11 protein-coding genes are annotated in these 13069 nt (G+C 39.5%); 5 read left to right on the top strand and 6 right to left on the bottom strand.

The annotated features are described in order from the left end of the window. Positions 1-277: 277 nt before the first annotated feature. Positions 278-943, bottom strand: coding sequence for a hypothetical protein (locus tag Q1W14_RS02615; RefSeq protein ID WP_300699015.1), 666 nt, complete (start codon positions 941-943; stop codon positions 278-280). A gap of 13 nt (positions 944-956) precedes the next feature. After that, positions 957-1349: a hypothetical protein gene (locus Q1W14_RS02610; protein ID WP_300699013.1), complete on the bottom strand. Its 393-nt coding sequence runs from the start codon at positions 1347-1349 to the stop codon at positions 957-959. Positions 1350-1876: 527 nt separating this feature from the next. Between Q1W14_RS02610 and lepA the strand changes: the two genes are divergently transcribed. From lepA to Q1W14_RS02585, 5 genes are all read left to right on the top strand, one after another. Beyond that, on the top strand, positions 1877-3658 hold the full coding sequence (lepA, locus tag Q1W14_RS02605) for a translation elongation factor 4 (protein ID WP_300699011.1): 1782 nt from the start codon (positions 1877-1879) through the stop codon (positions 3656-3658). Positions 3659-3734: 76 nt separating this feature from the next. Beyond that, positions 3735-4913: a sodium:proton antiporter gene (locus Q1W14_RS02600; protein ID WP_300699010.1), complete on the top strand. Its 1179-nt coding sequence runs from the start codon at positions 3735-3737 to the stop codon at positions 4911-4913. A gap of 55 nt (positions 4914-4968) precedes the next feature. Beyond that, the gene (gene nhaA / locus Q1W14_RS02595; protein ID WP_300699008.1) at positions 4969-6285 is read left to right on the top strand and encodes a Na+/H+ antiporter NhaA; all 1317 of its coding nucleotides are present in this window, start codon (positions 4969-4971) and stop codon (positions 6283-6285) included. Between the two features lie 255 nt (positions 6286-6540). Next, on the top strand, positions 6541-6909 hold the full coding sequence (locus Q1W14_RS02590; RefSeq protein WP_300699006.1) for a BlaI/MecI/CopY family transcriptional regulator: 369 nt from the start codon (positions 6541-6543) through the stop codon (positions 6907-6909). 10 nt (positions 6910-6919) lie between these two features. Next, complete coding sequence (locus tag Q1W14_RS02585) at positions 6920-8638, top strand: M56 family metallopeptidase (protein ID WP_300699004.1); 1719 nt, start codon at positions 6920-6922, stop codon at positions 8636-8638. A 112-nt stretch (positions 8639-8750) separates the two neighbouring features. Here Q1W14_RS02585 and Q1W14_RS02580 read toward each other — a convergent pair whose 3' ends face one another. From Q1W14_RS02580 to map, 4 genes are read right to left on the bottom strand one after another with little or no spacing between them, the layout of a single operon-like run. Further along, positions 8751-10115, bottom strand: a complete 1365-nt coding sequence (locus Q1W14_RS02580; protein WP_300699002.1) for a nucleobase:cation symporter-2 family protein — start codon at positions 10113-10115, stop codon at positions 8751-8753. An 11-nt stretch (positions 10116-10126) separates the two neighbouring features. Continuing rightward, positions 10127-10693, bottom strand: coding sequence for a xanthine phosphoribosyltransferase (xpt, locus tag Q1W14_RS02575; RefSeq protein WP_300699000.1), 567 nt, complete (start codon positions 10691-10693; stop codon positions 10127-10129). Between the two features lie 14 nt (positions 10694-10707). Continuing rightward, positions 10708-12162: a DNA recombination protein RmuC gene (rmuC, locus tag Q1W14_RS02570; protein ID WP_300698999.1), complete on the bottom strand. Its 1455-nt coding sequence runs from the start codon at positions 12160-12162 to the stop codon at positions 10708-10710. 6 nt (positions 12163-12168) lie between these two features. After that, positions 12169-13023 (bottom strand): type I methionyl aminopeptidase, encoded by an 855-nt coding sequence (gene map / locus Q1W14_RS02565; RefSeq protein ID WP_300698997.1) that lies wholly within the window; start codon positions 13021-13023, stop codon positions 12169-12171. Between the last annotated feature and the right edge of the window lie 46 nt (positions 13024-13069).

Genomic DNA, 13069 nt, shown 5'->3' with positions numbered 1-13069 from the left:
CGGTTAACAAGATAAAATGTATTAAGAGACAAATGTTCAATAGGGCAGGCTATGCGTTATTATATGAGAAACTTGTAGCTTTCAAAACGTAAAATTGCACCTAAAGTGACGAAGAACCCATTTTTTTTGTCTTCTTCATCTTTGAGAAGCTAACAGAAAGCTGATTGATTTGTTTGATTGGGGATTTTATATAGGGAAAGAAATAGCCGGGGATTAACCCGGCTTTTTACAATATAATCAGTATACAATTACAGTTTTTGATGATAGAATTGAAATGTTAATATTTTAATCTTACACTTCTTAAAATATCCTTGAATTTATACAAAATAATATTTGATTTTTCTAATACTTCATCTTCTGTTATATCTAATGTATAGAATGATTTAGCTGTCTTAAAAGGTACAATAGCAAGAATAGACTCATAGTCACCAGAATCAAATTCTTCTGTGAAATCTTTTGATTTATAAACAACTAAAATACCTATGTATTGTGGGGATTTTGCTTTACTTTTGCCAATATTGCTTATTGCTGCTTTTAATACATCATTGAAAACAAGTATTGCTCGTTCTTTTGAGTCTATTTTTGCATTGTTATATACATTTTGCGATAATGCATTTTTAAATATGAGGCAATCCCCACCTGAATACTTTATAAGTGCTGGTTTAAACGGGGTGTTTGCAAATTTTAAATCCGACATATTTCCGAAGGATTCAATGATAAATTCTTTGTAAGGATTTAGTTCTTTGTTTTGTATTACGCTGATAGAATCGTTTGCAATAAGAGCTGCACTTGTTCCTGACATAATATCTTTGCCTGGTGCATAGACTAACATCATCGAGGCTATTTTTGCATGGTCCAGATCAGTAAATTTAGGGTTAACTGTTGTTTGGGCACTAACTTGGATGGCTAATGCAGTCATCATTAAGAATAGAAACTTTTTCATTTTGTATGTTCTTTTAGTTAAATATCTTCTTGGCATTCTCGAAAGACGAAAATTCACTGAACTGTATTGAAGATGCTGCATCTCCATATTTTTCTTTGAATTCCTTCTCTAATTTTTCAAACTCCTTTGTATATTCTTGTTCTTCTGACATTATTCTGTTTTTTGATATGTCTATGTATAATATATTCACATCAGAAATGAATTCTCTATAAGCCATTTCTTTTGCTTTCTCCTTATTACCAATGATAAATTCAATCTTGGCAGGAGATACTCCATAAGGATATCCCTCCTTGAGATATTTGTCTCTCATCTCTTTGATGTTATTTGTCATTCTCCACATCTTGAAGAAGAGAATGATTTGCAGTACTCCAAATATTAGGAGTACAATTGATAAAAAGTCAATCATAGTATTATTGTTTTAGTTTGTTCTGTTCTCCTTCTATAAACTGTAGCTCTATATTTTGAATACCACAACAAAGAAACGTATTTTTTATCTGATTAACAATAGTACAAACATATTAAATAGTAGTTTTGATTTTTACATACCTGAAAATGGGATTCAGTTGTTGCTTATGAAAAATAGCATGGTATCAGGCAAAATAAACTTTAAAAAATTGACGAAGATAGGATAATTACTGTTGTTCGAGCAATTTACTTGATATGATTAATCTACATAGTATCTGCGGTCATGTCAATCTTTGCCCCTTCCTGATGAAGTTAACTTAATAACTGGGAGTTGACGATAAGAAATTAGAGTATATTGCGCTCTGTTATTGGTAAATCGCTTTTAAAACCTCATATTTTTCATTATATTTGCACCCGCAAAAATCAAGACCAAATATTCAGTATTTCAGTATTTGTTTTACGTCTGTTTTACTTTTATGGGTGACTGGTTTTATAATTACTTTATTTATAGATGAATAACTATTGACAATGAAGAATATACGAAATTTCTGTATTATTGCCCATATCGATCATGGTAAATCAACCTTAGCAGATCGCCTGTTGGAGTATACTAATACCATACAAGTAACTACAGGGCAGATGCTGGATAATATGGATTTGGAAAAAGAGAGAGGTATCACCATAAAGAGCCATGCTATACAGATGGAGTATATTTATCAGGGAGAAAAGTATATTCTGAATTTGATTGATACTCCGGGACACGTGGATTTTTCCTATGAAGTATCCCGTTCCATTGCAGCTTGTGAAGGTGCCTTGCTTATCGTGGATGCATCTCAGGGGGTACAAGCACAGACCATCTCGAATCTTTATATGGCAATTGAGCACGATTTGGAAATAATTCCCGTTATCAACAAATGCGATATGGCTAGTGCCAATCCGGATGAAGTAGAAGATGAAATTATAGAATTGCTGGGTTGTAAGCGTGAGGAAATTATCCGTGCTTCGGGTAAAACAGGCATGGGCGTTGAAGAAGTTCTTGCTGCAGTTGTAGAGCGCGTACCCCATCCGGAAGGTGATGAAGAAGCTCCGTTGCAAGCTTTGATTTTCGACTCTGTATTCAATTCTTTCCGTGGTATTATTGCCTATTTCAAGATTGTGAATGGTGTGATTCGTAAAGGAGATAAAGTGAAATTCTTCAATACGGGTAAAGAATATGATGCTGATGAAATCGGAGTGCTGAAGATGGATATGGTACCGCGGCAGGAGTTGCGTACTGGTGATGTTGGGTATATCATTTCAGGTATCAAAACTTCCAAGGAGGTAAAGGTAGGTGATACGATCACTCATATTGCGCGTCCTTGCAGCAAAGCTATTGCCGGTTTTGAAGAAGTGAAACCAATGGTTTTTGCCGGTGTATATCCTATTGAAGCAGAAGAGTTTGAAGACTTGCGTTCTTCATTGGAGAAACTGCAATTGAATGATGCCTCGTTGACCTTCCAACCGGAGTCCTCATTGGCTTTAGGTTTTGGTTTCCGTTGCGGTTTTTTGGGATTACTTCACATGGAGATTGTACAGGAACGTCTCGACCGTGAATTTGACATGAACGTTATTACGACTGTTCCTAACGTATCTTATAATATCTATGACAAGCAAGGTCATATGACTGAGGTGCATAACCCCGGCAGTATGCCTGATATCACTCTTATAGATCATATTGAAGAACCATATATCCGTTCTTCCGTCATTACTACAACTGATTATATAGGTTCTATCATGACTCTCTGTTTAGGAAAGCGTGGTGAATTGATAAAGCAGGAATACATTTCGGGCAATCGTGTAGAGATTTACTATGACATGCCTTTGGGCGAGATTGTCATTGACTTCTATGACAAACTGAAGAGTATTTCCAAAGGATATGCTTCCTTTGATTATCACCCTAACGGCTTCCGTCCTTCTAAGTTGATTAAGCTTGATATTTTGTTGAATGGTGAACCGGTGGATGCTCTATCTACTTTAACCCATGTGGACAATGCTTATAGTTTAGGAAGCCGCATGTGCGAGAAGCTAAAGGAGCTGATACCAAGACAACAATTCGACATTGCTATCCAAGCCGCTATTGGTGCTAAGATTATTTCTCGTGAAACGATAAAGGCTGTACGTAAGGATGTAACAGCGAAGTGTTATGGTGGTGACGTGAGCCGTAAGCGGAAATTGCTTGAAAAGCAGAAGAAAGGTAAAAAGCGAATGAAGCAGATTGGTAATGTAGAAGTGCCTCAAAAGGCATTCCTTGCAGTACTAAAATTGGATTAAATTTAAACAAATTTTCATTGGGGATTGTTCTCTTTCCATAGGGCTATCTTTGACAATCCCTTTTAATTTTAACTAAATGAGAAAAGTTCTATCTTTTTCAGCCTTCCTGATGGTTGGCTTATTGGTTTCCCAATATCTCCCTGTGTGGGCTGGTGGAAATTATGATGCTGTAAAAACTGTATCGAACGTGTTGCTATATGTTTGCTTGAGTTTCATCATGATAAATGTGGGACGTGAGTTTGAAGTGGATAAATCCCGATGGCGAACTTATGCACAAGATTATTTTATCGCAATGGCTACAGCTGCCATGCCTTGGTTCATGATTGCTATCTATTACATCTTTGTCTTGCTTCCTCCTGAATATTGGAATAGTTGGGAAGCATGGAAGGAAAATTTACTATTGAGCCGTTTTGCTGCTCCTACTTCCGCAGGTATCTTATTTACAATGTTGGCTGCTATTGGTTTGAAGTCTAGCTGGATTTATAAGAAAATCCAGGTATTGGCAATCTTCGACGATTTAGACACTATCCTTTTGATGATTCCTTTACAGATTATGATGATCGGATTGCGCTGGCAGTTGCTGGTGATAGTATTTATTGTTCTACTGTTGCTCTCTTTTGGTTGGAAACAGCTAGGAAAATATAACTGGCGGCAAGATTGGAAAGCGATATTGATATATTCGGTGGTGGTATTTGTATGTACTCAGGCTGTATATCTTATCAGTAAACATCTTTATGGAGAGGATGGAAGCATTCATATCGAAGTATTGCTTCCGGCATTCGTACTGGGTATGGTGATGAAACATAAAGAACATGATACGCCGGTAGAGCAAAAAGTTTCTACGGGCATTTCTTTCTTATTCATGTTCCTGGTTGGCGTAAGTATGCCTCGTTTCCTTGGAGTAGATTTTACAGAGGCTTTGGCAGGTGAACATTCTGTTACGGGTTCCCAGGAAATGATGTCTTGGGGAATGATTATGTGGCACGTTGTAATTGTATCGTTATTGTCTAATATTGGTAAGTTATTCCCGGTATTTTTCTATCGCGACCGTATGTTTAGCGAACGTCTGGCACTTTCCATTGGTATGTTTACTCGTGGTGAAGTAGGGGCAGGGGTTATCTTTATTGCCTTAGGTTATAATCTAGGTGGTCCGGCATTGATAATTTCTGTACTTACTATAGTGCTTAATTTAATTTTAACAGGTATATTTGTGCTGTGGGTTAAAAAACTCGCTTTACGCAGTTATAAGGAATAGTCCCAATGGGACTTTCCTTCTGTACTGAAAGAAAAAATCTTAAATTGATAATTCTATGATTATTTTACGTACGGTAAAAAATATTTCGTCACTGAATGTTGTGGCGAGTATTTTGTTATTCCTAACAGCTATAATGGCTGCCTTGATTGCCAATTCTCCAATGGCTCCGATGTATCAGGATTTTCTTTCGCAGGAATTACATTTGCGCATCGGGGACTTTAATTTACTTTCTCATGGTGGGCATCCGTTGAAAATGATCGAGTTTATCAATGACTGCTTGATGACTGTTTTCTTTTTGGCTGTAGGCTTAGAGATAAAACGTGAATTGTTGGTAGGTGAATTATCCTCTTTTCGTAAAGCTGCTCTACCCTTTGTCGCTGCATGTGGCGGAATGCTGGTTCCTGTTATTATTTATTCTTTCTTAGTTGCTTCCGGCACTCCCGAAACGCGGGGAATGGCTATACCGATGGCTACGGATATTGCTTTTTCGTTGGGTGTACTCAGCTTATTGGGTAAACGTGTACCATTGAGTTTGAAGATATTCCTGACTGCATTTGCTGTAGTCGATGATATTGGCGGGATTCTGGTTATTGCTATTTTCTACAGCAATGAAGTCTCTTATAGTTATCTTATTGTCGCTGCCATATTATATTGCTTCCTTTATTATATGGGGAAGTTTGGTATGACACAAAAAATTTTCTTCCTGTTTTTCGGAATCGTTATATGGTATCTTTTCCTGCAATCGGGTATACATAGTACTATATCCGGTGTTATTTTGGCTTTTGTTATTCCGGCGCGTCCGCGTTTGGATGCCGGCAAATACATAAAGCGTATTCGGGAGATTATAGTCGACTTTCAAATATCCAAATCTGATAATATTGTACTTACTAATGAGCAGATTGCTAAATTGAAGCAGGTAGAAAGAGCTTCTGACTATGTAATCAGCCCCCTTCAATCTTTGGAAGATAATTTGCATGGAATGGTGAATTTTGTAATCCTACCATTGTTTGCATTTGCTAATGCAGGTGTAGTGTTCAGCGGAGGAGGCAATATAGTTGGAGATGTGAGTATAGCGGTGGCTACCGGGCTACTTTTAGGTAAATTCATTGGAATATATCTGTTTACATGGTTTGCTATAAAGAGTGGACTTGCTTCAATGCCTGTTGGTATGAATTGGAAGAATATAGCCGGAGTCTCCATGTTGGGAGGTATCGGTTTTACGGTATCCTTGTTTATAGCCAATCTTTCGTTTGCAGGAAACTATCCGGAACTATTGAATCAAGCTAAATTTGGTGTATTGTTAGGAACTATTGTCGCAGGTATATTAGGATTCATTGTATTGAATACAGTACTTCCAAAGCTGAAAAAATAAGTAGAAATCTTTTTTATCGTATAAGGTGAAGGGTATAGCATTCTGTGTTATGCCCTTTTTTTATCTTCCTATCTCCACCGCTTGTATCGGCTTTTTTACTACAACTTCTCTATATATAATAAGGTGAATTCTTCAACTACTGATAATATTAGTTAATCTACTGCCTTTTATAGTTGAATAACTGCTTGTGTTAGTTGTTTGTCTGAAACTAATCATTATATTTGCATTATTCAATTAATAAAGGAGAGAATAATAATGAAAAGATTGACTGCGAAGGAAGAAGAGATTATGAAGATATTTTGGGAACATGGTCCGATGTTTGTTCGGGAGTTGCTGGATTTTTATGAAGAACCCAAACCACACTATAATACAGTTTCTACTTTGGTACGTGGATTGGAAGAAAAAGGAATTGTGGGGTATAAGGCATATGGCAATACCTATCAGTACTTTCCTTTGGTATCGGACAAAGATTATAAACGTTCGGCTCTGAACGAAGTAGTAGCCCAATACTATGATAATTCCTTTACGAATGTAGTGTCTGCATTTATTGAAGAAGAAGGCATGCCTTTGGATGAATTGAAGGCATTGATTACAAAGATTGAGAGTAGAAAAGCAGGAAAATAAAGGAGTGCTTATGGGAACTTTCTTGTTTTACATATTCGAAGTCTCGCTGTGTCTGATACTGTTTTACTTCTTGTTCAGAATGTTCTTCAAGGCAGATACATTGTTCCGCGCCAACAGGTTTCTACTGTTAATCGGGACTTTAGGATGCGTATGGCTACCAATCGTGCAACTAGACATTCCACATATTGAGTCGTGGCAACAACCTATATCTACCGTCAGAAGTTTGTTGGTAGAGAAGGAAATATCCGGTAATGAATCTGTTCAGGTAACGGGAGAGAAAATCATTTCAGAAGCTTCGAAAGCTTCCGAAGCTGAGGTTGCCAATCAATCTCAATCCATGAAGGTGCCGTCGGACAAATATCTTAGTACCATTTCATGGAATACGGTGATTGGAGTGCTTTATCTAATAGGTGCCGGTGTCGTTCTTTTCTTTCTTTTACTCTCCACTTGGCGGATGTTCCGGCTTATTCGTCATTATCCGGGATGTGAATATAGAGGGTTCCATTTGGTCGTATACCCAGGGAAGATTGTATCTTTCAGTTGGGGGAATACGATTGTACTTTCTCAAGAAGACTATGAAAAGCATGCACAGGAAATATTGCTGCACGAGCAGATGCACCTGCATTATCGGCATACATTGGATTTATTGTGGATGGAAATTTTGCTGGTATTCCAATGGTTTAATCCGGCTGTTTGGCTATTGATGCGCGATTTACGTGAAATTCACGAATACGAAGCGGACAATGGCGTACTAACTCATGGCATCGATGCAACTCAATATCAACTATTGCTGGTGAAAAAATCCGTAGGTACAAGGCTCTACTCTATGGCCAACGGATTTAATCACAGCAAACTTAAAAATCGTATCAATATGATGTTAAAGAAAAGAACAAGTAATTGGGCACGGCTGAAGCTATTGCTGTTTGTGCCCGTAGCTGCCGGAACTATGTATGCATTTGCACAGCCGGAAGTAAGAAAAACGGTGGAACAAGTTGTGATACCACAGAGTCTAGAACAAGATTCCCTCTGTGAAGATGACAATTGGGAGCTATTAGAGCAGTTTTTTGTGCGAAAGCGCAAAGATGCCTTTGGCGAGAATGAGCCGAAGACTGTTAAGGAAAAAGACATTCATTACTTCTTTGTCAATATGAATAATAAGATCATGCTTGATAATGAATTTGCTAAGAACGAAGGTGAAACTATGAACTTCCTGCGTAGTCGATTGACGGATATACTAAGAAAGGATTACGAGCAGGCGGTACAGAATAAACTTCCGTTTAGAGCTCAGCTAGTTGTACGTTACGACCGTGGTACACAAGCCGGTGCCATGAAGGAATATCTGACTACTATCAAAGAGGTTTATTTGCACTTACGAAATGAAGTGGCAACAAAAATGGGAGGAGCTTCCGAGGAGCAATTGGATAAGATTCTACCTATCCTCGTCACCTGTGGCGACCCTAAAACATTTGGAAGACAAGTACTTTCACAAGCTGGAGGTACTGAGTATACTACGCCACTCCCCATTGAAATACAGCTATCCAACTCTTCGGGAAACTTGCCGAAAACATTGAAGAATATCTCTCTCAATGATTTGGAAAAGGAAATTATTGCTTATAAGGCATCTGCTGTAGGGGGAATTCATGTTTCTTTCAAGACGAAGCCGGAGATGCAAACAGGAATGGTTCAGGATGTGAAAGAGGTGATTAGAAAGGCATATAATAAGAAGTAATATAAGGACTGTCTTATGCTGATATAGGTAGACACATTTTATAAGTTAGTAAATGCGTCTACCTATATCAACATAAGATAGTTTGAGCGGAAACTATTGCTTAATTCTTTTTTTATTCCTTAATCTGAATCAGCATATTCGCCAGAATGGCTGTTACACCTCCAGTAGTGATACCCGATGAGAATATATTTCTCAAGGTCTCGGGAAGCTGGCATAAGATCTCCGGCACAAGCTCAACACTCAAACCCAAAGAAAAGCTGATTGCCATTACTAATGTTGCCTTGCGATTAATCTCTTGGGCGGAGATAATGCGAATACCTGCCGCAGCTACTGTTCCGAACATAAGCAGGGTAGCACCTCCCAATACAGGATCGGGCATTAACGAGAAGACCAATCCTACGGCAGGAAACAGTCCGAGAATAATCAGAAAACCGGCAATATAGTAGCCTACATAACGACTGGCAACACCGGTGAGTTGTATCATTCCGTTGTTCTGTGCAAATACGGAGTTAGGGAATGAATTGAGTGCTCCTGCCAGCATGGAATTGAAACCATCGGCAAGAATACCGCCCGAAGCACGCTTTACGAAAGTTTCCCCTTCTACCGGTTCGCCCGAAATTAAAGAATTGGCGGTGATATCTCCATACGCCTCGATAGCCGTAATCATAAAAATCAGTCCTAGGGCAATGATAGTAGAGAGGTCGAAAGACAATCCGTAGCGGAAAGGCATCGGCAGGTTGAATCCGCCATAACTTTGAATGGACGAAAAGTCGATAATTCCCATAAACCATGCTACGATATAGCCGATTACCAGTCCGATAACGATGGAACTCATTCGCAAATATCGGTTGGAACTTCGGTTGAAAATAATGATAAGCAGAAGTACCAAACCCGCTAGTCCCACGTGTTGCAGGCTACCGAAACTACCGTCCGCTTTTGCTATTGCACCACCTCCACAGGCGTTGATTCCGACCTTTATCAAACTCATTCCGATAAGGGTTACAACAATGCCCGAAACTAATGGTGTAATGATCTTCTTGGTGTATTTCAGTACCCGGCTGATCAGCATTTCTACGCTGGAAGCAGCAATACAAGAACCGAAGATGAGCGGAAGTCCACCCAATGTTCCGGCAGAAATAATGGGACCTATGAAGGAAAAACTTGTGCCTTGTATGCAAAGCAATCCTGTGCCCAGTCCGCCGAATCTGCGGCATTGAATAAATGTGGAGATGCCCGAAGCAAACAATGCCATGGATACCAGGTAGCCTGTAGTCTCAGCGTCCAGTTTCAAAGCTCCGGCAATGATGAGGGGCGGGGTGATAATGGCGACGAATATAGCTAACAGGTGTTGCAATGCTGCAAAGAAGGTTTCTTTGAAAGGCGGTTTGTCGTGCAGTCCATATATCAGTCCGTTTTTAAGCGGTTCTTTCTCTTGATGATTATCTTTAAGTGGGTCTTTTTCTTTGCTCTCGTTCATAGAGGGGGAGTTTATCTGATTATGATTTGACAGTTTTCCAAACTCTCGATGATGGCGAGCGATTCTACATGAATACCTTGTTCGCGCAATTCGTCTCCTCCATGTTGAAAGGCTTTCTCAATGATAAAGCCCATACCGGCCAGTTCGGCACCAGCTTGATTGACAAGATCCATGATACCTTTGGCGGCATTGCCATTGGCAAGGAAGTCGTCGATGAACAGTACTTTGTCGCCCGGACAAAGGAAATCTTTGCTGACGCATACCTCGTAAGAACGGTTTTTAGTAAATGAGAAAACAGTAGTAGTTAGCATATTTTCCATTGTACTGGGCATTTTTTTCTTGGCAAATACTACAGGTAATTCCAACAAGTAACCCACCATGATAGCGGGAGCAATGCCGCTAGCTTCCACAGTTATTACTTTATTAATGGAGGTGGAAGCGAAACGTCTTACAAACTCTACACCGATAGATTTCATAAGAATAGGGTCCATCTGATGATTGATGAAATTATCTACTTTCAGGATTCCTCCCGGGAAACATCTTCCGTCTTTGAGAATACGGTCTTTTAAAATTTTCATGTTCGTTTTATGTCTTATTGGATACTATTCTCTTCTTCTTCAGAGTCTTCTTGGCTCTCTTCCTTGGGTAATAGTCTTGCTGAGATTCTCTTTTTCGGAGTCAGACTCATGTCTTTCAGCATCTCTGCTTGCCGAACTACGCTACCATTGCCATCGGACAACTGGTTGAAAGCTTTTTCATAATCTCTTTGTACTCCTGCTAATTTATCTCCTACACTAAGGAAAGTGTCAGTAAAGCCAACAATCTTTTCATATAATGCTGTACCACGTTTAATGATAGCTTGTACATTCTTCACTTGATTTTCGCGTTTCCAGAGGTCAAGGGAGAGGCGCAGAGCACTAATCAGATTGGTGGGACTCATTAAAACGACCTTTTTACTGTAGGCATATTCCCAGATATTAGCATCGCTTTGGATAGCCAGCAGGTAGGCGCCTTCTGTTGGGATAAACATCATTACGAAATCCGGAGCCTTGATGTCATAGTGCGAATAATCTTTCCGGCTGAGTTCATCGATATGAGTGCGGACAGATTGCAGGTGAGATTTTAACCAACGTGACTGCTCTTCCTTGTTTTCGGCAGAAGTATAAGCTGTATATGCAGTTAGAGATACTTTGGAGTCGATAATCATTTCCCGTTCGTCAGGGTATTTAATGAGGACATCGGGTTGCATTTTTTGTCCACTCTCTTCGTTGGTGATAACTTCACCCCGTTCGTCTTTCAGGAATTCCTGACGGAAATAATGCTCGTTTTCAATTAAGCCGGATGCTTGCAATAAACGTTCTAAAATCATTTCGCCCCAGTTGCCTTGCATCTTGGAATCACCTTTCAGTGCACGAGTCAGATTATTGGCATCTTCGCTAAGACGGTTATTCAGTTCTACAAGGTCTTTAATGCGTTCTCCAAGCGAGAAGCGTTCCTTAGCTTCTGTACTGTATACCTGTTCTACCTTCTCTTTAAAATCCTTCAGATTATCGCCAAGGGGGCGAAGAAGGTTATTAATGTGTTCAGCGTTTAACTTTGTAAAGTCCTCTGCTTTGCTTTGGAAGATGCGATTCGAGAGATTTTCAAACTCAGTATTCATCCGTTTATGCAAAGCTTCGGCTTCTTCTTTCTGTTGGGAAAGACGTTGTTCCCATTGCTTTTGTTGTTCAGCAAGACGTTCGTTGAAAGAATGTTCTTGTTCAGAAAGACGCTCATTGAAAGTTCGTTCTTGTTCTGAGAGTCGTTCGGTAAATAATCTTTCTTGAGAGGCAAGTCGCTCTATGGCTTGACGGTCAGCTTCTTTCAACCGCTCTTCGGCTACAGAGCGCTCACGGGCAATACGCTCTTCGGAAGTACGGTTTAATAAACTTTCTCGTTCACGGGATGCTTGTTCTTGTGCTTTTAAGGCAGTAACTTTGCGTCCTGCTATTAAGTAACCAACAACAAAACCCGCTAGGAGTCCAATAAGTAAATAAACAATTTCCATAAAAAATTATTGCGTCAAAATCTCGTTTCCGTTTTCAGTAATCAAAAGCATGCTTTCCCATTGTGCAGAGGGAAGTCCATCATCTGTGCAAACGGTCCAACCGTCGGCTTCGTCGATGAAGACCTCGTAAGTTCCCATATTTATCATCGGTTCAATGGTAAATGTCATACCTGGTACTAATAACATACCTGTACCACGTTTGCCGAAGTGCTCCACATCCGGTTCTTCATGGAACTTGATACCTACACCATGTCCGCAAAGATCGCGTACAACACTGTAACCATTCTTTTCGGCATGTTCTTGAATTACTGCGCCTATATCGCCCAAACGAGCCCATGGTTGAGCTGCTTGAATACCGAGGTCACGACACTCTTTGGTTACTTGCACGAGACGCTGCATTTCAGGTTTAACTTCGCCGATCATGTACATTCTCGACGCATCAGAAAAATATCCTTTGTAGATAGTAGATACATCTATGTTCACAATATCACCACTACGCAGAAATTCTTTTGTACTGGGAATGCCATGACATACAACATCATTGATGCTGGTACACACGCTCTTAGGGAATCCCTCGTACATGAAAGGAGCAGGGATAGCATCATGGTCTGTGGTGAAGCAATACACCATGTGATCGATTTCTGCAGTGGACATTCCTTCGCGGATATTTTCTGAAATGTAATCCAGCAGTGCTGTATTAATCTTCGCACTTTCGCGAATACCTGCCAATTGTTCTGCAGTTCGCAGTAAATGACGTGAAGGTAACTTATATCCTTCTCTTTTATAATGTTGAATTTTAGCTTCTACTTCATCGGAATAATTTTTTGGAGCAAACCGAACTCCTTGCATAAACTTTTTCATTGTTGTCCTTTCTTTAAATATAATGAACGGTACAAAAGTACATAAT

It is taken from the genome of Bacteroides sp., assembly GCF_030151085.1.
Taxonomy (GTDB): domain Bacteria; phylum Bacteroidota; class Bacteroidia; order Bacteroidales; family Bacteroidaceae; genus Bacteroides.
Note: the sequence above shows the minus strand (reverse complement) of the source record. Positions and strands in the feature narration are given on the sequence as shown.

Excerpts from the sequence above, each read along its gene's own strand:
- Q1W14_RS02615 (WP_300699015.1), bottom strand. The coding sequence starts at position 943 with ATGAAAAAGTTTCTATTCTTAATGATGACTGCATTAGCCATCCAAGTT.
- Q1W14_RS02610 (WP_300699013.1), bottom strand. The coding sequence starts at position 1,349 with ATGATTGACTTTTTATCAATTGTACTCCTAATATTTGGAGTACTGCAA.
- lepA (WP_300699011.1), top strand. The coding sequence starts at position 1,877 with ATGAAGAATATACGAAATTTCTGTATTATTGCCCATATCGATCATGGT.
- Q1W14_RS02600 (WP_300699010.1), top strand. The coding sequence starts at position 3,735 with ATGAGAAAAGTTCTATCTTTTTCAGCCTTCCTGATGGTTGGCTTATTG.
- nhaA (WP_300699008.1), top strand. The coding sequence starts at position 4,969 with ATGATTATTTTACGTACGGTAAAAAATATTTCGTCACTGAATGTTGTG.
- Q1W14_RS02590 (WP_300699006.1), top strand. The coding sequence starts at position 6,541 with ATGAAAAGATTGACTGCGAAGGAAGAAGAGATTATGAAGATATTTTGG.
- Q1W14_RS02585 (WP_300699004.1), top strand. The coding sequence starts at position 6,920 with ATGGGAACTTTCTTGTTTTACATATTCGAAGTCTCGCTGTGTCTGATA.
- Q1W14_RS02580 (WP_300699002.1), bottom strand. The coding sequence starts at position 10,115 with ATGAACGAGAGCAAAGAAAAAGACCCACTTAAAGATAATCATCAAGAG.
- xpt (WP_300699000.1), bottom strand. The coding sequence starts at position 10,693 with ATGAAAATTTTAAAAGACCGTATTCTCAAAGACGGAAGATGTTTCCCG.
- rmuC (WP_300698999.1), bottom strand. The coding sequence starts at position 12,162 with ATGGAAATTGTTTATTTACTTATTGGACTCCTAGCGGGTTTTGTTGTT.
- map (WP_300698997.1), bottom strand. The coding sequence starts at position 13,023 with ATGAAAAAGTTTATGCAAGGAGTTCGGTTTGCTCCAAAAAATTATTCC.